This window comes from Mycobacterium sp. 852014-50255_SCH5639931 (assembly GCF_001665605.1).
GTDB classification, from domain to species: Bacteria; Actinomycetota; Actinomycetes; order Mycobacteriales; family Mycobacteriaceae; genus Mycobacterium; species Mycobacterium paraffinicum.
Genome location: NZ_LZSV01000001.1, coordinates 37,577 through 57,205, shown reverse-complemented (window position 1 = coordinate 57,205; position 19,629 = coordinate 37,577). Strand labels below are relative to the sequence as shown.

Sequence of the window (19,629 nt, the reverse complement as noted above, 5' to 3'; positions counted from 1 at the left end):
AGTTACAGTAACCGCATGGCACAGAAACCTGTCGCTAACGCGCTGACCCTGGAACTCGAGCCGGTGTGCGAAGCCAACATGGATCGGCACCTGAACACCGAGGAAATCTGGTTCGCTCACGACTACGTGCCGTTCGACCGGGGCGAGAACTTCGCGTTCCTCGGCGGACGTGACTGGGACCCGTCCCAGGCGACGCTGCCCCGGGAGTTCACGGACGCCTGCGAGATCCTGCTGCTGCTCAAGGACAACCTGGCCGGCCACCACCGCGAGCTGGTCGAGCACTTCATCCTCGAAGACTGGTGGGGCCGCTGGCTGGGCCGGTGGACCGCGGAGGAGCACCTGCACGCCATCGCGCTGCGCGAGTACCTGGTGGTCACCCGCGAGGTCGACCCGACCGCCAACGAGGAGGCGCGGGTCCAGTACGTCATGAAGGGCTACCGCGCCGACACCTACTCGCAGGTGGAGACCCTGGCATACATGGCGCTCACCGAGCGCACCCACGCCGTCTTCTGCGAGAACCTCGCGGCCAAGCTCGAGGAGCCCATCCTGGCCGGGCTCGTCGACCGGATCGCGCGCGACGAGCGCCGGCACGAACTCTTCTTCTCCAACCTGGTCGAGCACTGCCTCGAGTACACCCGCGACGAGACGATCGCGGCCATCGCGGCCCGAGCGGCTGATCTGCAGGTGCCCGGCGCCGACATCGACTCCTATCGGGACAAGCTGCGCAACGTCGCAGACGCGGGCATCTTCGACCAACAGCAGCTGCGGCAGGCGATCTCGGATCGCATCACCGCATGGGGCGTGGCCGACGAGCCCGCCCTCAAGCAGTTCGTCATCGCCTAGCCGATCTTCGCGCGCGGCGCCCGTCGTCGGCGCGCCTGCGCTGCTGCAAAGCGGCGACGAGAGTAGCGTCGATCTCGATGGTCAGCGTCATGCTCAGCTGCCAGGGCGGCACCTCCCGTCACCACAACGGAAGGACCGGCCCCGGTCCTGGTGTCGCAGTTCCCGCCGACATGCCTGTGCGGGTCCGCGCGGGCTCATCCCGCTCGAGGAGCGCTACGTGACCGAAATCCGGACCTACGTGATCGACACCTCCGTGCTGCTGTCCGACCCCTGGGCGTGCAGCCGGTTCGCCGAGCACGAGGTGGTGGTTCCGCTGGTGGTGATCAGCGAACTGGAGGCCAAACGGCATCACCACGAGTTGGGGTGGTTCGCCCGTCAGGCGTTGCGCCTGTTCGACGATCTCCGGCTCCTGCACGGCCGGCTCGATCAGCCCATTCCCGTTGGGGCACAAGGCGGTACGCTTCACGTCGAGCTCAACCACACCGACCCCGCGGTGCTGCCCGCCGGTTTCCGCAGCGACAACAACGACTGCCGTATTTTGAGCTGCGCCGCCAACCTCGCCGCCGAAGGCAAGCGAGTGACGTTGGTCAGCAAGGACATTCCGCTTCGCGTCAAGGCCGCCGCGGTCGGGCTGGCCGCCGACGAGTATCACGCGCAAGACGTGGTGGCCTCCGGATGGTCGGGGATGCGTGAGATCGAGACCGCCACCGAGGACATCGACGCGTTGTTCGCCGAAGGTGAGATCGACCTGACCGAAGCGCGAGACCTGCCCTGCCACACCGGCATTCGGCTGCTCGGCGGCAGCTCGCACGCGCTGGGCCGGGTCAATGCGGACAAACGCGTGCAGCTGGTTCGCGGCGACCGCGAGGCATTCGGCCTGCGCGGCCGGTCCGCCGAACAGCGGGTGGCGCTCGACCTGCTGCTCGACGAGTCGGTGGGCATCGTGTCGCTGGGCGGCAAGGCCGGCACCGGCAAGTCGGCGCTGGCGTTGTGCGCGGGCCTGGAGGCCGTGCTGGAACGGCGGACCCAGCGCAAGGTGGTGGTCTTCCGGCCGCTGTACGCCGTGGGCGGCCAGGAGCTGGGCTACCTGCCCGGCAGCGAGAGCGAGAAGATGGGCCCCTGGGCGCAGGCGGTCTTCGACACGCTCGAGGGACTGGCCAGCCCGGCCGTGCTCGAAGAGGTGCTCTCCCGGGGCATGCTCGAGGTGCTGCCGCTGACCCACATCCGTGGCCGGTCGCTGCACGACTCGTTCGTGATCGTCGACGAGGCCCAGTCGCTGGAACGCAACGTCTTGCTGACGGTGCTGTCCAGGCTGGGAGCCGGGTCGCGGGTGGTGCTGACGCACGACATCGCACAGCGTGACAACCTGCGGGTCGGCCGGCACGACGGGGTCGCCGCGGTGATCGAGAAGCTCAAAGGCCACCCGCTGTTCGCCCACATCACGCTGTTGCGCAGCGAGCGGTCGCCGATTGCCGCGCTGGTCACCGAGATGCTCGAGGAGATCGCCGGACCGCAGTGACGGCGGATTTCGCCTGGCCACGCGTTCGATAAACTTCGACGGTGCCGAAAAGACCCGACAGCCAAGCCTGGCGCTACTGGCGCACCGTTGTCGGTGTCGTCGCGGCGGTTGCGGTGCTGGTGATCGGGGGTCTCACCGGTCACGTGACGCGCGCCGACAACCTCAGTTGCTCGGTGGTCAAGTGTGTCGCGCTGACGTTCGACGACGGACCCAGCCCATTCGACGGCCGGCTGCTGCAGATCCTGAAGGACAACGACGCGAAGGCCACGTTCTTCGAGATCGGCAACAAGGTGGCCGCGAACCCCGCGGGGGCCAAGCAGGTCGCCGACGCCGGGATGGAGATCGGCAACCACACCTGGGAACACCCCAACATGGTGACGATCCCTCCCGAAGACATCGCCTCCCAGTTTTCCAAGGCCAACGACGCGATCGCCGCCGCCACGGGCCGGACCCCCAACCTGTATCGCCCCGCCGGCGGGCTGTCCAACGATGCCGTGCGCCAGACGGCGGGCCGGTTCGGGCTCGCCGAAATCCTCTGGGATGTCATTCCTTTCGACTGGGCGAACGACTCGAACACGGCGGCGACGCGGTACATGCTGATGACGTACATCAAGCCCGGTTCGGTGGTGTTGTTCCATGACACCTACTCGAGCACCGCCGACCTGGTCTACCAGTTCATCCCGGTGCTCAAGGCCAACGGCTACCGGATGGTGACGGTCAGCGAACTGCTGGGCCCGCGGGCGCCGGGGAGCAGCTATGGCAGCCGCGAGAACGGGCCGCCGGTGAACGAACTCCACGACATCCCGCCCGGTGACATCCCGCCGCTGCCGAGCACGTCCTCGCCCAAGCCGATGCCCAACTTCCCGATCACCGACATCCCGGGCCAGAACTCGGGCGGTCCGAACAACGGTGCTTAGCACGAGCTTGTGGGCCCGCGCGACCGCCCGGCTTCGGAATCGCCGGCCGCGAGCGTCTGCGGGTCAACGAAAGTCGGCCCGGCGGTTGGCGATTCAATACGGGGGCGACCTCGCCCTGTCCTACTTTCTGGCCGTCATCGAAGCGGCCGCCATCTTGGTTCCACTGCGCGGCCACACGTCGGTCGGGGCTAATGCCGACTTCGCGCAGGCCAACACCACGGCGGTGGTCGTGCTCGTTCTGTTGGGCATCGTCGGCGTCGCGGCGGCCGCGATCGTGAGCGCGGCCCCGACGCTGCGCTGGTACGCGGCCGGGGCCGAACCCAACCAGGAGCAGCGCGAGGCCGCGATGAAGCTGCCCGGCCGCCAGTCGGTGATCCTGTTCGGGGCCTGGGGTGTCAGCGGCGGAATCTTCATGTTGCTGAACCTGGGCGGCGGGGCGCAGCTGCTGCTGCCCATAGCGCTCGGTGTGCTGCTCGGCGGACCCGCCGCCGCCGGTACGGCGATGCTGCTGGCGCAGCGCGTCCTGCGCCCCATCATGCGCGCCGCCACGCTGGGCTGCGAGCCGCGGCTGGCAGTGCCCGGCGTGTACGCGCGACTGGTCCTGCTGTGGTTTTTGTGCAGCGCCTTCCCCATCGGGGTGATCGCAACCCTGGTCGTCCTTCGCTCGTACGGGTGGCTGATCGAGAAGTCGGCGTCGCTGGATGTTCCGATCCTCGTGGTGTCCCTGGCGGCACTAGTGCTCGGGCTGCCGACCATGATCTTGACGTCACGGTCCATTTCCGATCCGCTCGGCGAGGTGGTCGATGCCATGGCGGAGGTCGAACACGGCCGCATCGGGACCTACGTCGGAGCCTATGAGCGCTCGCAAATCGGACGTCTGCAAACGGGTTTCAATCGCATGGTGGCCGGGCTGGCCGAGCGCGACCGGTTGCGCGACCTATTCGGGCGCCACGTCGGGGCGGACGTCGCCCAGCGCGCCATCGACGAGGGCGCATCGCTGTCGGGGGACGTGGTCGAGGCGGCGGTCCTCTACATCGACCTGGTGGGCTCGACGCAGCTGGCGGAAAGCCGCCCCCCGCAAGAGGTTGCCGAAATCCTCAACGATTTCTTCCGCATCGTCGTCAATGCCGTCGACGAACACCACGGGCTGATCAACAAATTCGCCGGGGATGCCGCGCTTGCCGTCTTCGGGGCGCCGTTGCCGACCAGCGAGCCGGCGTCGGCCGCGCTTGCGACCGCCCGCGCCCTGGGCACCCAGCTGCGGCGGCTACCGGTCGATTTCGGCATCGGCGTCTCGGCGGGCCGTGTCTTCGCCGGCAACATCGGCGCCGAAAACCGTTACGAGTACACGGTGATCGGCGACGCGGTCAACGAGGCCGCGCGGCTGGCGGACCTCGCCAAGACCGCCGACCGGCGGATCCTGTGCGCGGCGGCGGCCATCGAGCGGGCGGACGAAATCGAGGCAACGCATTGGGCCGAGTGCTATTCCACCGTTCTGCGGGGGCGATCCGAAGCCACCCACGTCTCGGCGCCGGCCTAGTCGGGCCGCGTCAGGACTTCGCGACCTTCAGCGCGGCGATCATCCGCCCGATGATGTCCGCGGAAGCGCTGTCACCGATGGGTGTGCTGCCGACGAACACGGTGACCGGCTTGGTGTCGACGGCGATGACGGTGACGGAGTCGCCCTTCACGTTGCGGGTGCGGTCGGCGATCGTGACGTCGGCGTCGGCGCGGGCAGCCTTGGTCCCGTCGACGGTGATCGACGACGTCTTCGTCGGTCCCAGCGTGGGCGACGCGTTCGCGTATCCGGGCCCGTTGGCGATGCACTGCACCAACTTCGACGCCTGGGCGGTGACGTCCATGCTGGAGACGAAGTTGCTGACGCCGACCTCTGCCGTCATCATCCACTGACTCGCCCCGGGCACTTCCTGGGCGACGCCCACGGCGCCGATCAGGTTCGGGTTCTGATCGTCGGAGAACACCGTCCAGTTGGGCGGCACCGAGCTGGCCGGGAACGAGAGCTTGCCTGCGGCGATCGAGTCGGTCCTCGGTATCTCACCGCCGGACACGTTCGGGGTGCAGTCGGTGGCGGTCTGCTGGCCCTTCGGTTGGCTGGTGGTGCTGCTGGTCGACGACGGCCCGGCGGCCGGCGACCTGCCGTGGCTGCCGCCGCGCATCACGACCAGGGTGGCCACCAGCGCGATGACGGCCAGGATGACGAGGCCACCGACGATCAGCCAGGGCAGCTTCGAGCCGGGGCCGCCGGGCGGTGGTCCGGGCGGGTACGGCCCCGGCGGGAACTGTTGTCCCGCTTGCGGATACGCCTGGGGCGGATACTGGTAGGGGCCGGTCGGCGGGTACGGTTGCGGGCCACCCTGGGGCTGGCCGCCCCAATAGGGTTGCTGTCCATACGGATTTCCGTAAGGCCCCTGGCCGTAGGGGCCGCCGGGAGGAGCCGTCATCGCTGCACCTCCCGCCTACTTCGCCGGCTTGACCTTGGCCATCGCCAAGACATCCAGGCGGCGGTCAAGTTCTTCTTCCGAGAGCTTCTCGCCGATCAAACCGCGGTCGATCACGGTCTGGCGAATCGTCTTGCGCTCCTTGAGGGCCTGCTTGGCCACCGCGGCGGCCTCCTCGTAGCCGATCGCCGAGTTCAACGGCGTCACGATCGACGGCGACGATTCGGCCAGCTCCCGAAGGTGATCGACGTTGGCGACCAGGCCGGTGATGCATCGGTCCGCGAACAGCCTCGACACGTTGGTCAGCAGCTTGAACGACTCGAGGATGTTGCGGGCCATCATCGGGATGTAGACGTTGAGCTCGAACGCGCCGGACAAGCCGCCGACGGCCACCGCGGCGTCATTGCCGATCACCTGGGCGGCCACCTGCGTAACCGCTTCCGGCAGAACGGGATTCACTTTGCCCGGCATGATCGAGCTGCCCGGCTGAAGGTCCGGCAGCTGGATCTCCGCCAGGCCGGTCAGTGGGCCCGATCCCATCCAGCGGATGTCGTTGGCGATCTTGGTCAGCGACACCGCGATGGTGCGCAGCGCGCCGGAGGCCTCGACCAGGCCGTCGCGCGCGGCCTGAGCTTCGAAAGAGTTGGCGGCCGTGCGCAGTTCGTTCAGGCCGGTGGAGGCGATCAACGTCTCGACCACCCGGGCGCCGAAGCCGTCGGGGGCGTTGAGGCCGGTGCCGACCGCGGTCCCGCCGATCGCCAGCTCGCCCAGCCGTGGCAGCGTGGCGCGCACCCGCTCGATTCCCGCCTCGATCTGGCGGGCGTAGCCGCTGAATTCCTGGCCGAGGGTCACCGGAACCGCATCCATCAGGTGGGTGCGGCCCGACTTGACCACCGTGTGCCACTCGCGGGCCTTGCTCTCCAGCGCTTCGTGCAACACCTCGAGTGCCGGGATCAGGTGACGCACCGCGGCCTCGGTCGCCGCGATGTGGGTGGCGGTCGGGAAGGTGTCGTTGGACGACTGCGACATGTTCACGTCGTCGTTGGGGTGCACCGTGACACCGTTGGCCGCGGCGATGCTCGCGATCACCTCGTTGGTGTTCATGTTGGAGCTGGTGCCCGAGCCGGTCTGGAAGACGTCGATGGGGAACTGGTCGTCGTGTTGGCCGTCGGCGATTTCGGCGGCCGCGGCGATGATGGCGTCCGCCTTCTCCGGTGCCAGCAATCCGAGGTCCTTGTTGACCTGCGCGCAGGCGCCCTTCAGCAGGCCCAGCGCGCGGATCTGGGTACGCTCCAGGCCCCGGCCCGAGATGGGAAAGTTCTCCACGGCGCGCTGGGTTTGCGCGCGCCACAACGCCTTTGCGGGTACCCGGACCTCGCCCATGGTGTCGTGTTCGATGCGGTATTCGGTATCGGTGGCGCTATCGGCCATAGGTAGCAGTCCTCGCTGGTTTCGGTCAGGGCAGGGGATACGCGGCAGTGCTGTCGCCGGTGAAGTCGATGGCGGAGTACTCGTTGAGCTTCGAGAGCCGGTGATAGGCCTCGATCATGCGGACAGTTCCCGACTTCGACCGCATCACGATCGACTGCGTGGTGCAGCCGCCGGGGTAGTACTGCACGCCGCTGAGCAGGTCGCCGTTGGTGACCCCGGTGGCGCAGAAGAAGACGTTCTCACCGGACACCAGGTCCTCGGTGGTCAGCACCCGATCGACGTCGTGGCCGGCGTCGATAGCCTTCTGGCGTTCCTCGTCGTCCTTGGGCGCCAGCTGCGCCTGGATGGCGCCACCCATGCAGCGGATCGCGGCGGCGGCGATGATGCCCTCGGGGGTGCCGCCGATCCCGGCCAGCATGTCGGTGCCCGACTGCGGCCGGCAGGCCGAGATGGCGCCGGCGACGTCGCCGTCGGTGATCAGCCGGATGCGGGCGCCGGTCAGCCGGACGTCCTCGATCAGCTGGGCGTGCCGGGGCCGGTCCAGGATGCACACGGTCATGTCGCGGACCGACAGCGCTTTCACCTTTGCGACGGCCTTGATGTTCTCGGCGATCGGGGCGGTGATGTCGAGCACGTTGGCGGCCTCGGGTCCTACGGCGATCTTGTTCATGTAGAACACCGCCGACGGGTCGAACATCGCGCCGCGGTCGGCGACCGCCAGGACCGAGATGGCGTTGGGCATGCCCTTGCTCATCAGCGTCGTGCCGTCGATCGGGTCCACCGCGAAGTCGCAGTCGGGGCCGTCGCCGTTGCCGACCTCCTCGCCGTTGTAGAGCATCGGCGCGTGGTCCTTCTCGCCTTCGCCGATGACCACCACGCCGCGCATCGACACCGTGTTGACCAGTTCGCGCATGGCGTCGACGGCCGCGCCGTCGCCGCCCTCTTTGTCGCCGCGGCCCACCCAGCGGCCGGCGGCCATGGCGCCGGCCTCGGTCACCCGGACCAGTTCCAGGGCCAGGTTGCGGTCCGGGGCTTCACCACGTGGCCGTCCAGATGGGCGGTTGCCCTCAACTGTCATGGTTGGAGATTGTCCCAGAAGCTGATCGGTCTGCTGGAACTGGGATACTCGGGGGATGACCGAAGAGCCGCCGCTGAATGCCAGCTCGGAGGCCCAGGTGGCCGGCGAGCCGGCCCCGGTGGCCGGACCGGCTGCCAGGCCGGCCAAACCGCGCTTGCTGCAGGACGGCCGCGACATGTTCTGGTCACTGATGCCGCTGGTCATCGGGTGCATCTTGCTGGCCGGCCTGGTGGGCATGTGCTCGTTCCAGCCCGGCAGCCACCAGGGCGCGGTCCCGTCCTACGACGCGCCGTCGGCGCTGCGGGCCGATGCCACGACGCTCGGCTTCCCCATTCGGCTGCCCAAGCTGCCCGCCGGCTGGCAGGCCAACTCCGGCAGCCGCGGCGGCATCCAGGGCGGCCGCACCGATCCTTCGACCGGTCAGCGGCTGAACGCGGCCACCTCGGTCGTGGGTTACATCAGCCCGACCGGGATGTATCTGAGCCTCACCCAGAGCAACGCCGACGAGGACAAGCTGGTGGGCTCGATCCATTCGTCGGCGTATCCGGCCGGAACGGTCGACGTCGCCGGGACCAACTGGGTGGTCTACAACGGCGCCGGCCAGAGCGGGGCGGACGCCGAGCCGGTGTGGACGACCCGGCTCACCGGCCCGACCGGGGCCACCCAAATCGCGATAACCGGTGCCGGCAACACCGATCAGTTCCGTACGCTGGCCTCGGCGACGCAATCGCAGCCGCCGTTACCCGCGCGCTGAAGGAAGGCCGAGCGTGACTGCACCCCAAGCGGATCTGTCCGGATGGTCGGTGGCGCCGTTCAGCGGAGGCGGCTACACCCATGACGTCTACCGCAAGGGCAGCGGCCCGGGGGTGGTGCTGATTCCCGAGATACCCGGGATCCATCCAGGTGTGCTGGCCTTGGGCAATCACCTGGTGGACAACGGCTTCACCGTCGCCATGCCGTCGCTGTTCGGTGAGCCGGGCAAACCCAAGACGGTCGGCTACATCGCCTCCTCGATCAGCCGGGCGTGTGTGGCAAAGGAATTCGCGGCCTTCGCGACGAACAAGCAGCGGCCGGTGTCGATGTTCCTGCGCGCGCTGGCCCGTGACCTCAACGCGTCGACGCCGGGCAAGGGTGTCGGCGTGATCGGCCAATGCTTCACCGGCGGCTTCGCGCTGGCCGTCGCGGTCGACGACGCCGTGCTGGCCCCGGTGCTTTCGCAGCCGTCGGTGCCGCTGCCGCTGGGGCGGGCGCGGCGCCGCGATCCCGGCCTGAGCGAATCCGAACTGGCCACCGTGGCCGATCGCTGCGCCAACGACGGCCTGTGCGCGATGGGTCTGCGGTTCAGCGAGGACAGCGCCGTGCCGCGCGAACGGTTCGCGGTGCTCAAGGAGCGGCTCGGTGACGCGTTCGAGGTCATCGAGATCGACTCAGGGCCGGGCAATGTGGGCGGTTTCGGCAAGCTGGCGCACTCCGTGTTGACCGACGAGGTCCGCGAAGTCGACGGCCAGCCGGCGTACGAGGCCCGCAAGCGGGTAGTCGAGTTCCTCACCCAGCGCCTTTGTTAGGAAAGCTCCATACGCATGACGACTACGACCAGTGACCGGGTGGTCGAAACCACCTTCGGCCCCGTCCGCGGCGCCGACGACGGCCGCGTCAGCTCGTGGAAGGGCGTCCGGTATGCCGCCCCGCCCGTCGGCGCGCTGCGCTTCCGGGCGCCGCAGCCTCCCGAGCGGTGGACCGAGGTCGCCGACGCCACCCGCTACGGGCCGGCCTGCCCGCAGCCGGTCTTCCCCAACATGCCGCTCGATCTGGGCGCGCCGCAGGGCGAAGACTGCCTGCGGCTGAACGTCTGGGCGTCGTCAGCCACGCAGCCGGGTGACGGTAAGCCCGTGATGGTGTGGCTTCACGGGGGCGCGTACGTCCTGGGATCGGGCAGCCAGGCGCTGTACGACGGGCGCCGGCTGGCCGGCGAGGGCGACGTCATCGTGGTCACCGTCAACTACCGGGTGGGAGCGCTCGGTTTCATGGACCTGTCGTCGTTTTCCACGGCGCGGCGGCGGTTCGACTCCAACGTCGGGCTGCGCGACGTGCTGGCGGCACTGAGCTGGGTGCGTGACAACATCGCCGCGTTCGGCGGCGATCCCCGCAACGTCACGCTGTTCGGCGAATCCGCCGGCGCGGGGATCGTGACGACCCTGCTCGCCAGCCCGTCGGCCGAGGGGCTGTTCGCCCGTGCGATCGCCCAGAGTTCACCGGCCACATCGGTATACGACCGGCGCAGGGCCGAGCGCGTCGCCGAGACCGTCCTCGACAGGCTTGACGTCGACGCGGACCGGTTGCCCGACGTGCCCACCGCGGTGCTGCTTGCCGCGTCCCAAGAGGTCTTCGACGAAGTGCCCGTGCGTAATCCCGGCCTCCTGGCGTTCGTCCCGATCATCGACGGCGAGTTGCTGGACGACTACCCGGTCAAGCGCGTGCAGGAGGGCCGCTCGCTTCCCGTCCCCTTGATCATCGGGACAAACAAGCACGAGGCGGCGCTCTTCCGGTTGATGCGGTCGCGGCTGATGCCGATCACGCCTCGCGCGATCACGTCGATGTTCGACCAGATCGCCGCCGAACAGCCCGACCTGCAATTGCCGACCGACGAGCAGATCGGATCGACGTATTCGCGGTTGCGGCGCAGGGCAAGGAGTTTGAGCATCGCAACGGACGTCGGGTTCCGGATGCCCTCGGTCTGGCTGGCCGAGGGGCACAGCAGGGTGGCACCGGTGTACCTGTACCGGTTCGATTATGCGACCCCACTACTGAAGCTGCTGTTGGTCAATGCCGCCCACGCCACCGAATTGCCTTACGTCTGGGGCAATCTCGGGGCGCCGAAGGATCCCACGCTGAAACTGGGCGGCAGCAAAACCGCCAAGGCGGTCTCCAAGAGAATGCGCACCCGGTGGATCAACTTCGCTGCGCAGTCGAAGCCGACGGGCCCGGCCGGCGAGCCGGACTGGAGGCCCTACCGGGAGGTCGATCGCGCCTGCCTGATCATCGACAAGCGCGATACCGCAGCGCACGATGTCGATGCGAGCATCCGCGCGGCCTGGGGCAGCGAGATGGTGGGTTTCCGGTAGCCTTATCCAGGCCGCTGCTACAGCGGCTCCGAGAGCATGAACCGGTGTCCGTCGGGCGATCGCAGACCCATCTCGCGCCGGCCCCAGGGTTCGATCGTCGGGGGCTTGAGGATGTCGGTTCCTTCAGCGAGAGCGCGCCTGTAGTACTCGTCGATGCCGGCTACGGTCAAATACGCGATGTAGCTGTGGTCCCCGAGGTCCGACGCCGGCAACGACTCCGGACAACGGCCGAGCCTGAACGTCACCGACCCGGCCGAGCAGAATGCCCAATTGCCCGGGTCGGGCTCCGTTACCGTGCAATTCAGTACCCGAGTGAACCACTCCGCCGCACGGTCAAGGTCATGCACCGCTAGGACGGGATCGGCGCCGAGGAGCGTCATGTGTCCAGTCTGTCGCATTGGTATGGCCGGTGATACCGCAATGGGGAATCGCGCTGCTATACCGCCGACTTAGCCTGCTGTGCTTCGCATTTCATCCGATGGAACATGTCGACGTAATAGGACAGGCATTCCGCCATCGCCTGCTCGGTGGTGAATGGGGGCTCATAGCCGAGGTCGCGGCGCGCCTTGGCGATCGAGAAGTAGTTGTCCAGATAGAGGCGCTCGACGGCCAGCGGCTCGAGCAGCGGCGCCGGTATGCCGAAGCGGAAATGCAGCCGCTGCCAACCGGTCATCGCCGCGCGGACGATGGGGCCGTTGACCCGTATCCGGGGCCAGTTCACGCCGCAGGCCTCGACCACCGGTCGCGCGAACTCGAACATGTTGATCGGTTCGTCGTCGTTGATGAAGTACGCCTGACCCGGTGCGGTGCCCCCTGGAACCAGGTGCTGGGCGGCCAGGATGAAACCGTGAATCAGGTTGTGCACGTAAGAGTTATCCAGTCGGGCCGACTTGCGGCCGATCAGCACCTTGACGTGTCCGGCGATCACGCTTTCGAACAGCTTGCGGAACATCGTCTGATCGCCGCGGCCCCAGATCCCGCTGGGCCGAATCGCGCAGGTCAGCATGTCGCCAATGCCGTTCTGCGACAGCACGAACCGCTCGGCGACGACCTTCGTCTCGGTGTATAGGTCGTTGAACCGATTGGTGTAGGGGAGCGTCTCGTCGCCGCCAGGGATGTTCTGGCCGCCCATCACGACGCTGTTGGACGAGGTGTAGACGAATCGCTTCACCCCCGCCGCCTGCCCGGCGTGCACCAGGTTCTCGGTACCGCCGACATTGACCCCGAAGCTGCGCTGCCGGTATGCGTCGGTCACCGACGCGCCACCCATCAAATCGATGATCGCCGCGGTGTGGATGATGGTGTCGATCCCGTCCACCGCATGGGCGCAGATCGCTGTGTCGGTGATGTCGCCCTCGAGCACCTCCAGTTGCGGGTGCTGCGCAAGCGGCGACGGCGCGCGGTCGAACGAGCGCACGTGGTGGCCGCGGTCCAGCAGGGTGGTGACCAGGTTGGCGCCGACGAATCCGGAGCCGCCGGTGACGAGGACGCGGCCGAGTTCGGTGGTCAGTGATGCATCAGCCATGGGCCGCAGCATAACTGAAACGTGTTCCAATTTCGAAAATGATCATGGTTTGTGTTTCGCAAAATGGCCGAGATCAGGCGTCGTCCGCCTGGCCGGCCGCAAGCGCATCCTCGATCCGCTTACGGGCGCCAGCTAAGTGCTCCTCGCACCGTTTTGCGAGTTCCTCACCCCTTTCCCACAGTTTCAGCGACGCGTCGAGGTCCAGGCCTCCCTGCTCCAGCAGGCGGACAACTTCGATCAGTTCATCCCGGCACGCTTCATAGCCGAGCTTACTAATAGGCGTAATTGACTGCTCGTCTTCACCGGCCATCGGTCCGCCCTTCGCTCACCGCGGCGATCGCGCCGTCGGCCACCCGCACCCGTAACCGGTTGCCGGCGGGCGCGTCGGCAACCGACCGCAGCACCACCGGGGGCCCGGAGTCCGGCACGGCCTGTACCACGGCATAGCCGCGGGCCAGCGTGGCCGCCGGGCCCAGCGTCGCCAGTCGCGCGCTCAGATGGCCGATGCGCTCCGTCTCCGCGGCGGCCAGACGGGTGACGTCGCGGCGAATCGCCGCCCGGGCGCGATGAATCTCGTCGGCGCGCGCCGTCAGGGCCGTCAGCGGTTCGGCGAGCACCGGCCGGCTGCGGACCTGGGCCAGCGCGCGTTGTTCGCGAGCGACCCAGTTGCGCAGCGCCTGCGCGCTTCGCCGGCGCAGATCATCGATCAGGCGCTGCTCGGCAGCGGTGTCGGGCACGACCTTCTTGGCCGCGTCGGTGGGGGTGGCGGCGCGCAGGTCGGCAACCAGGTCGCACAGCGGATTGTCGGGTTCGTGACCGACCGCGCTGATGACCGGGGTTCGGCACGCGGCGATGGCGCGGCACAGCGTCTCGTCGGAGAACGGCAACAGGTCCTCGACGCTACCGCCGCCGCGGGCCACCACGATGACGTCGACCTCGACGTGGCGGTCGAGTTCGTATAGTGCCTCGACGATCTGCGCCACCGCGTTGGGTCCCTGGACCGCGGTGTTGCGTACGGCGAAACGCGCCCCGGGCCAGCGGCCGGTGGCCACCGTCGTCACGTCGCGTTCGGCTGCGCTGGCCCGGCCGGTGATCAGGCCGATCATGTTGGGCAGAAAGGGGATTGGCCGCTTGAGCCGGGGGTCGAATAGCCCTTCGGCGTCCAGCAGCCGGCGCAGCCGATCGATCCGTGCCAGCAGCTCGCCCACGCCGACGGCGCGAATCTCGCTGAGCCGCAACGAGAAAGTGCCCCGACCGGTGTAGAACGACGGCTTGCCGCAAACCACCACCTGCGTGCCCTCGGTCAGTTTCACCGGCGCGTTGGCCACCAGGTCGCGTGAACAGGTCACTGTCAGCGACATGTCGGCGGCCGGGTCGCGCAACACCATGAACACCGTCTTGGAGTCGGCCCGCGCGCTGATCTGGGCCAGCTGGCCCTCAACCCACACCGTGCCGAGCTTGTCGATCCAGCCGGCGACCCGAATTGCCACCGCGCGCACCGGAAATGGGTTCTCGGCGGAGTTCGGTTCGGATTGTGCGGCCGGGGTCACTTCGCGTTCGCGCGGGTGATCCTGTTGGCGAGCAGCGTCTCAAAAGGCGCGCGGGCCTTGGTGGCCTGCTCGTATGTCAGCAGGGCTTCGAGTTCGCCGACGCTCAGCGATTGCAGACGGGCGCGCAGCTGCGCCAGCGTCAGCGCCGCGTAGTCCAGCTCGGTCACCACCGACGGTTGCGGAACCGCCGGCGCGTCCGGGGATTTCCTGCCCTGCTTCAAGGGGGCGGCATCGGACGCGGCGTCGGCGAGCGAGTACAGGGCGAACCGGCCCTCGGTTCGGCGATCGCCCTCGCCGACACCGTCCTCGGCCGGGCCGGGCGCTTCGACCTCTTCGGGCAGGTCCTCGTCGAAGGTTGCCCATTCCGGCTGCTCATCCTTTGGCGGAAAGATGTTCTCCAGGGTGCTGTCACCCTTGATCGCCAGTTCGGCGAGGTTCTGCTGAAATCGCATTACAAGGTGCGCCGCCTGACTGGCTAATGTCATGGGGTACATCAGGATGGTTTTCGGCAGCTTCATGGTCTCCTCGACGGCGACTGTCGCCGCGCCGACCAGTAGCCGAACTCCATACGGTGCAGTAGCCATGGGTCCAAGATTGCCTTAAGCGACGGCTAAGTCCAAGCCGGCCGGCGCGAGCTGGCAAGCCCGTGTCCGCAGAACGTACCCTGGGTGTCATGCCGCCGACTGTCGACATGGGAATTCCCGGCGCGTCCAGCTCGGTAGCCAGCGATCCAGCCCGCAAGCGAGTGCTTCTGGCCGAGCCGCGTGGTTACTGCGCGGGCGTGGATAGAGCCGTCGAGACGGTCGAACGCGCGCTGGAAAAGCACGGCGCGCCGGTGTACGTGCGTCACGAGATCGTGCACAACCGGCACGTGGTCACCACCCTGGAAAAGGCCGGTGCGGTGTTCGTCGAGGAGACCGACGAGGTCCCCGAGGGTTCCATCGTCGTGTTCTCCGCGCACGGGGTCGCGCCCACCGTGCACGCCGCGGCAGCCGCACGCAACTTGCACACAATCGACGCCACCTGCCCGCTGGTGACCAAGGTGCACAACGAGGCCAGGCGCTTCGCCCGCAACGACTACGACATCCTGCTCATCGGCCACGAGGGCCACGAGGAGGTCATCGGGACCGCCGGCGAGGCGCCCGACCACGTGCAGCTGGTCGACGGGGTCGCCGCCGTGGACAACGTGACGGTCCGGGACGAGAACAAGCTGGTCTGGCTGTCGCAGACCACGCTGTCGGTCGACGAGACCATGGAGATCGTCGACCGGCTGCGCCAGCGCTTCCCGAAGCTGCAGGATCCGCCCAGCGACGACATCTGTTACGCGACGCAGAACCGGCAGGTCGCCGTCAAGGCGATGGCTCCCGAGTGCCAGCTGGTGATCGTCGTCGGTTCGCGGAACTCCTCGAACTCGGTGCGGCTGGTCGAGGTGGCGCTGGGCGGCGGGGCCGCGGCCGCCCACCTGGTCGACTGGGCCGATGATATCCAGCCGGCATGGCTGGAAGGGGTGACCACCGTGGGCGTGACCTCCGGCGCGTCCGTCCCCGAGGTATTGGTGCGCGGCGTGTTGGAGCGGCTCGCCGATTACGGCTACGACGTGGTGCAACCGGTCACCACGGCACAAGAAACCCTGGTGTTTGCGCTGCCGCGCGAGATCCGGTCACTGCTCTGACCCGTCGGGCGCCGGGCGGCGCTCAGCCGTCGTATTCCCAGGATTCCGTGGGCGGTCGCCGCGGCCGGCCATAGGTCCGTGAACGGTTCCGCCGCTCGGCCGCGGGCTGGTCGGGTGCGCCGCCCCCTCGATAGCGGACCTGCGAGATGGGGTGATGCGTCCCGTTGTTGCCGTTCGGGGCGGGGCGGCGGCGCCTCGGCTCGGAGGCGGCGCCATAGCGGTCGTAAGTGTCGTAGCCGCCGAACAGCTCCGGGGCCCCGGGTGGGTCGTACTGGTCGTACCCGTCGAAACGGCTGCTCCGCGGCTCGGGTCGCTCGTAGGGGCTGCGGCGGCTGCGCGGCTCCCGACGGCCTTCCCGGGGCGACTGGGCGCGCGCGTCCGGATCGGCATCTGGCCTCGGGCGGCGCCGTGACCGGCGGGGCGGTTCCGCGGCGTCGTAGTCCCGGGCCGTCGTCGAGCCTCTCCGGGACGAGCGCCGCTCGCCCGGCTCGCCCGCGTCGTCCAGCGCTTCCCGGGTACGGCGGGAACCGGTACGGGCGGAGCGGGTGGCGGTTCGATCGCTGCGCGCCGTCCGGCGGGCCCGCGACGCGGAACTGGCCCCGCGGGTGCGCCGCGCCTTGGCCGGAGTTGCCTCGTCGGCAGCGTCCCCGTCGGATTCCGGGCGCACGATCGCGCGCAGTTTGGCGACAATGCCGCCGACGACGGACTTGCCATCGGCGGACTCCGCGTCGTCGGAGCTCTTCGGCGTCGCGGTCATCCCATGCGACATCCCGAAGTACCACCTGGCGAACCCGATCAGCAGCACCACGCCGGCGGTTCCCAGCATCAGCGGGAATCGCTCGATGAGTGGATAGCCGCAGTTGATCAACAAGTCTTTGAGGTGGCCAACCTTGGCGTCGTGGAACAACCAGTAGGCGCCGGGTACCGCGAAGAAAAGTATCAGCGGAGGCTGGATCATCGCGGTGAACAGTCCGTCCTGGCGCACTGCCAGCACCGCCGCCACGCAGCCGGCTATATAGAAGCCGGCGAAGACATGGGTCAGCTCCTTCTGGCCGGCGTCAATTCCGTAACCGATGGCGGTAGCGGTGACGGCGAGAAGCAGGGCGGCGTACCACGGCACACCTGGGATATCTGGGTGGATCGAGCGGTGGGAGGCCTCCACCGTCGATTTTGCCCGCTGTCCTGACACATGTAGACCGTACCGGGAAAGGGGCGAAAGCCCCGTAAATACCTCGTAGGGATCCCGGGCGTGCCATGCCGATCGCGCACGAATGGTCCACAGCAGCCGGCGCCGCCGGCGACCCCTAGACTTGGGTCCCTGTGAGCCTGAGCCTGGGAATCGTGGGTCTGCCCAACGTCGGTAAGTCGACTCTGTTCAACGCGCTGACCCGCAACGACGTACTGGCGGCCAACTATCCGTTCGCGACGATCGAACCGAACGAGGGTGTCGTTCCGCTGCCCGATCCGCGCCTGGACAAGCTCGCCGAGTTGTTCGCATCCCAGCGCATCGTGCCGGCGCCGGTGACCTTCGTCGACATCGCCGGCCTGGTGAAGGGCGCGTCCGAGGGGGCGGGGCTCGGCAACAAGTTCCTGGCCCACATCCGCGAATGCGACGCCATCTGCCAGGTGGTCCGGGTGTTCTCCGATGACGATGTGACCCATGTGGCCGGTGAGGTGGATCCCCGATCGGACATCGAGGTGGTCGAGACGGAGTTGATCCTGGCCGACCTGCAGACCCTGGAGCGCGCTCTGCCGCGGCTGGAGAAGGAAGCCCGCACCAACAAGGACCGCAGGCCGGTATACGACGTCGCGGCCGCGGCCCAGGAGACGCTCAACGGCGGGAAGACGCTGTTCGGCGCCGGGGTGGATGCGTCCTTGCTGCGGGAGCTGAACCTGTTGACCACCAAGCCGTTTCTCTACGTCTTCAACGCCGATGAGGCCGTTCTGACCGACGCGGCGCGGATCGCCGAGCTGCGTCAGCTGGTCGCCCCCGCCGACGCGGTGTTCCTGGACGCGGCCATCGAAGCGGAGCTGAACGAACTCGACGACGAGTCGGCCGCCGAACTGCTGGAGTCGATCGGGCAAAGCGAACGCGGACTCGACGCGCTGGCCCGCGCGGGTTTCCACACCCTCAAGCTGCAGACATTTCTGACGGCCGGCCCAAAAGAGGCGCGCGCGTGGGTGATTCACCAAGGCGACACCGCGCCGAAGGCCGCCGGGGTGATCCACACCGATTTCGAGAAGGGCTTCATCAAGGCCGAGGTCGTGTCCTATGACGACCTGATCGCCGCCGGTTCAATGGCCGCGGCCAAGGCGGCCGGCAAGGTCAGGATGGAAGGCAAGGACTACGTGATGGCCGACGGCGACGTGGTGGAGTTCCGCTTCAACGTCTAACTCGAAGCACTGACGACGGGGTGGCACTACGCCTTCACCGCGAGCGAGGAACCGCGGAATTCATTGCGACGCGGGGAGACAGCTTGATCGCCGTACTCTCTTCAGGAGCGGCCCGATTACGTGAGCTAGGTATGAAGATAAGAATATGAACGCGTCGTTGCAGTCTTTGTTGGCTCCTGAGCGCCTCACCGAAGTAGTCGATGTGGGAGCGAACATGATTGATGGTGAGCCGCCCTACATGCCACTGCTTGCTGCGGGGCTATGCCGTGTCACGGGCTTTGAGCCTCAGGAAGACGCGCTCCACAAGCTGGTGGCGAGGAACAGCCCCACTGAGCGTTACCTGCCGTACGCGGTGGGTGATGGCGAGGCGCGGACACTCAAGATTTGTCGGGGCAAGGGATTGACGAGTCTGCTTGAGCCGGATCCATCGAGATTGAGTCTTTTCGGGGTTCTCGAGCCGCTCGGACAAGTGCTCGAACGCGTTCCCGTTCAAACCTGCAGGCTCGACGACGTTTTCGAGATACAACACCTCGACTTCCTGAAGATCGATATTCAAGGCGGTGAGCTGGCAGCTTTCCGAGGGGGCAGGGTGAAGCTGGCTGAGGCTGTGGTGATCCAGACCGAGATCTCGTTCGTCACGTTGTATGAGGACCAGCCAGGGCTGGGAGATATTGACTTGGAGCTTCGCGGGCAAGGGTTCATTCCGCACGGCTTCGTCGATATGAAACCCTGGCGAATCTCGTCTGCCTTGGCCAATGAGATCCCTTGGGAAGGATCAAACCAATTGTTGGAGGCCGACATTGTCTACGTGCGCGACTTTGCCAGCGCGGAATCGATGACCGACGAGCAGCTCAAGCACCTGGCGCTGATATCGCATTACTGCTATGGATCAGTCGACCTGACGTTGCGCTGTGTGATGCTCTTGGAGCAGCGGCAGGCGCTCGCGCCGGAGGCCCAGCAACATTACCTGCGACTCTTGAACGAGGCCCGTTCCCCATGACTCACTGCATCTCGCGAACAGCTGTCGCCACGACCGACGCGCAATACGAACTTACATTTGCGCTGTTATATCCATGCCAACCTATGGGGGCTTAGGGTTCCGGCTAGTGGGCCGCACAC

At 67.5% G+C, this 19,629-nt stretch carries 19 protein-coding genes; 10 read left to right on the top strand and 9 right to left on the bottom strand.

What is annotated here, in order from left to right:
- The first annotated feature begins 15 nt into the window (after positions 1 to 15).
- The 4 genes from A5758_RS00270 (at position 16) to A5758_RS00255 (ending at position 4,819) form a co-directional block, all read left to right on the top strand.
- A complete protein-coding gene (locus tag A5758_RS00270; protein ID WP_067210619.1) occupies positions 16 to 843 on the top strand; it encodes an acyl-ACP desaturase in 828 nt (275 codons plus the stop codon).
- A 217-nt stretch (positions 844 to 1,060) separates the two neighbouring features.
- Complete coding sequence (locus tag A5758_RS00265) at positions 1,061 to 2,362, top strand: PhoH family protein (protein WP_067210569.1); 1,302 nt, start codon at positions 1,061 to 1,063, stop codon at positions 2,360 to 2,362.
- 41 nt (positions 2,363 to 2,403) lie between these two features.
- On the top strand, positions 2,404 to 3,279 hold the full coding sequence (locus A5758_RS00260) for a polysaccharide deacetylase family protein (RefSeq protein ID WP_067210566.1): 876 nt from the start codon (positions 2,404 to 2,406) through the stop codon (positions 3,277 to 3,279).
- 85 nt (positions 3,280 to 3,364) lie between these two features.
- Positions 3,365 to 4,819, top strand: coding sequence for an adenylate/guanylate cyclase domain-containing protein (locus A5758_RS00255; RefSeq protein ID WP_197503662.1), 1,455 nt, complete (start codon positions 3,365 to 3,367; stop codon positions 4,817 to 4,819).
- A gap of 10 nt (positions 4,820 to 4,829) precedes the next feature.
- Here the strand turns inward: A5758_RS00255 and A5758_RS00250 are convergent, their stop codons facing one another.
- From A5758_RS00250 to glpX, 3 genes are read right to left on the bottom strand one after another with little or no spacing between them, the layout of a single operon-like run.
- Complete coding sequence (locus A5758_RS00250) at positions 4,830 to 5,741, bottom strand: hypothetical protein (RefSeq protein ID WP_067735008.1); 912 nt, start codon at positions 5,739 to 5,741, stop codon at positions 4,830 to 4,832.
- A gap of 15 nt (positions 5,742 to 5,756) precedes the next feature.
- A complete protein-coding gene (locus A5758_RS00245) occupies positions 5,757 to 7,169 on the bottom strand; it encodes a class II fumarate hydratase (RefSeq protein WP_066948133.1) in 1,413 nt (470 codons plus the stop codon).
- A gap of 25 nt (positions 7,170 to 7,194) precedes the next feature.
- Entirely contained in the window at positions 7,195 to 8,247 is a 1,053-nt protein-coding gene (gene glpX / locus A5758_RS00240; protein ID WP_156622448.1) for a class II fructose-bisphosphatase, read from the bottom strand.
- A gap of 55 nt (positions 8,248 to 8,302) precedes the next feature.
- Here glpX and A5758_RS00235 point away from each other — a divergent pair, with 55 nt between their 5' ends.
- From A5758_RS00235 to A5758_RS00225, 3 genes are read left to right on the top strand one after another with little or no spacing between them, the layout of a single operon-like run.
- Positions 8,303 to 9,001 (top strand): DUF4245 domain-containing protein, encoded by a 699-nt coding sequence (locus tag A5758_RS00235; RefSeq protein WP_067735005.1) that lies wholly within the window; start codon positions 8,303 to 8,305, stop codon positions 8,999 to 9,001.
- A gap of 13 nt (positions 9,002 to 9,014) precedes the next feature.
- Positions 9,015 to 9,812, top strand: a complete 798-nt coding sequence (locus A5758_RS00230; protein WP_067210552.1) for a dienelactone hydrolase family protein — start codon at positions 9,015 to 9,017, stop codon at positions 9,810 to 9,812.
- A gap of 15 nt (positions 9,813 to 9,827) precedes the next feature.
- Positions 9,828 to 11,369: a carboxylesterase/lipase family protein gene (locus A5758_RS00225; protein WP_067735002.1), complete on the top strand. Its 1,542-nt coding sequence runs from the start codon at positions 9,828 to 9,830 to the stop codon at positions 11,367 to 11,369.
- 17 nt (positions 11,370 to 11,386) lie between these two features.
- On the opposite strand, the gene A5758_RS00220 is transcribed toward A5758_RS00225, so the two are convergent.
- The 5 genes from A5758_RS00220 to A5758_RS00200 all read right to left on the bottom strand — a co-directional run bounded on the left by A5758_RS00220 (position 11,387) and on the right by A5758_RS00200 (position 15,028).
- Positions 11,387 to 11,749, bottom strand: coding sequence for a VOC family protein (locus A5758_RS00220; protein ID WP_067734999.1), 363 nt, complete (start codon positions 11,747 to 11,749; stop codon positions 11,387 to 11,389).
- Positions 11,750 to 11,805: 56 nt separating this feature from the next.
- Positions 11,806 to 12,906, bottom strand: a complete 1,101-nt coding sequence (locus tag A5758_RS00215) for an NAD-dependent epimerase/dehydratase family protein (RefSeq protein WP_067734996.1) — start codon at positions 12,904 to 12,906, stop codon at positions 11,806 to 11,808.
- A gap of 61 nt (positions 12,907 to 12,967) precedes the next feature.
- Positions 12,968 to 13,204, bottom strand: a complete 237-nt coding sequence (locus tag A5758_RS00210; RefSeq protein WP_067210539.1) for an exodeoxyribonuclease VII small subunit — start codon at positions 13,202 to 13,204, stop codon at positions 12,968 to 12,970.
- Complete coding sequence (gene xseA / locus A5758_RS00205) at positions 13,194 to 14,444, bottom strand: exodeoxyribonuclease VII large subunit (RefSeq protein WP_067734993.1); 1,251 nt, start codon at positions 14,442 to 14,444, stop codon at positions 13,194 to 13,196. The genes A5758_RS00210 and xseA overlap by 11 nt, the downstream gene beginning before the upstream one ends.
- Positions 14,441 to 15,028: a lipid droplet-associated protein gene (locus tag A5758_RS00200; RefSeq protein WP_067734989.1), complete on the bottom strand. Its 588-nt coding sequence runs from the start codon at positions 15,026 to 15,028 to the stop codon at positions 14,441 to 14,443. The genes xseA and A5758_RS00200 overlap by 4 nt, the downstream gene beginning before the upstream one ends.
- 89 nt (positions 15,029 to 15,117) lie before the next feature.
- On the opposite strand from A5758_RS00200, the gene A5758_RS00195 reads away from it, so the two are divergent.
- Entirely contained in the window at positions 15,118 to 16,116 is a 999-nt protein-coding gene (locus A5758_RS00195; RefSeq protein ID WP_067210529.1) for a 4-hydroxy-3-methylbut-2-enyl diphosphate reductase, read from the top strand.
- Positions 16,117 to 16,138: 22 nt separating this feature from the next.
- On the opposite strand, the gene A5758_RS00190 is transcribed toward A5758_RS00195, so the two are convergent.
- A complete protein-coding gene (locus A5758_RS00190; RefSeq protein WP_197503660.1) occupies positions 16,139 to 17,305 on the bottom strand; it encodes a DUF6542 domain-containing protein in 1,167 nt (388 codons plus the stop codon).
- 131 nt (positions 17,306 to 17,436) lie between these two features.
- Between A5758_RS00190 and ychF the strand changes: the two genes are divergently transcribed.
- Entirely contained in the window at positions 17,437 to 18,510 is a 1,074-nt protein-coding gene (ychF, locus tag A5758_RS00185; RefSeq protein ID WP_067734983.1) for a redox-regulated ATPase YchF, read from the top strand.
- 145 nt (positions 18,511 to 18,655) lie between these two features.
- Positions 18,656 to 19,510: an FkbM family methyltransferase gene (locus A5758_RS00180; protein ID WP_067734980.1), complete on the top strand. Its 855-nt coding sequence runs from the start codon at positions 18,656 to 18,658 to the stop codon at positions 19,508 to 19,510.
- Positions 19,511 to 19,629 lie beyond the last annotated feature (119 nt).

What these genes read in the sequence shown, in the direction of transcription:
- A5758_RS00210 (WP_067210539.1), bottom strand. Translation starts at nt 13,204, where the DNA reads ATGGCCGGTGAAGACGAGCAGTCAATTACGCCTATTAGTAAGCTCGGC.
- A5758_RS00250 (WP_067735008.1), bottom strand. Translation starts at nt 5,741, where the DNA reads ATGACGGCTCCTCCCGGCGGCCCCTACGGCCAGGGGCCTTACGGAAAT.
- A5758_RS00220 (WP_067734999.1), bottom strand. Translation starts at nt 11,749, where the DNA reads ATGACGCTCCTCGGCGCCGATCCCGTCCTAGCGGTGCATGACCTTGAC.
- A5758_RS00245 (WP_066948133.1), bottom strand. Translation starts at nt 7,169, where the DNA reads ATGGCCGATAGCGCCACCGATACCGAATACCGCATCGAACACGACACC.
- A5758_RS00200 (WP_067734989.1), bottom strand. Translation starts at nt 15,028, where the DNA reads ATGGCTACTGCACCGTATGGAGTTCGGCTACTGGTCGGCGCGGCGACA.
- A5758_RS00225 (WP_067735002.1), top strand. Translation starts at nt 9,828, where the DNA reads ATGACGACTACGACCAGTGACCGGGTGGTCGAAACCACCTTCGGCCCC.
- A5758_RS00195 (WP_067210529.1), top strand. Translation starts at nt 15,118, where the DNA reads ATGCCGCCGACTGTCGACATGGGAATTCCCGGCGCGTCCAGCTCGGTA.
- A5758_RS00270 (WP_067210619.1), top strand. Translation starts at nt 16, where the DNA reads ATGGCACAGAAACCTGTCGCTAACGCGCTGACCCTGGAACTCGAGCCG.
- A5758_RS00180 (WP_067734980.1), top strand. Translation starts at nt 18,656, where the DNA reads ATGAACGCGTCGTTGCAGTCTTTGTTGGCTCCTGAGCGCCTCACCGAA.
- glpX (WP_156622448.1), bottom strand. Translation starts at nt 8,247, where the DNA reads ATGACAGTTGAGGGCAACCGCCCATCTGGACGGCCACGTGGTGAAGCC.
- A5758_RS00215 (WP_067734996.1), bottom strand. Translation starts at nt 12,906, where the DNA reads ATGCTGCGGCCCATGGCTGATGCATCACTGACCACCGAACTCGGCCGC.
- A5758_RS00235 (WP_067735005.1), top strand. Translation starts at nt 8,303, where the DNA reads ATGACCGAAGAGCCGCCGCTGAATGCCAGCTCGGAGGCCCAGGTGGCC.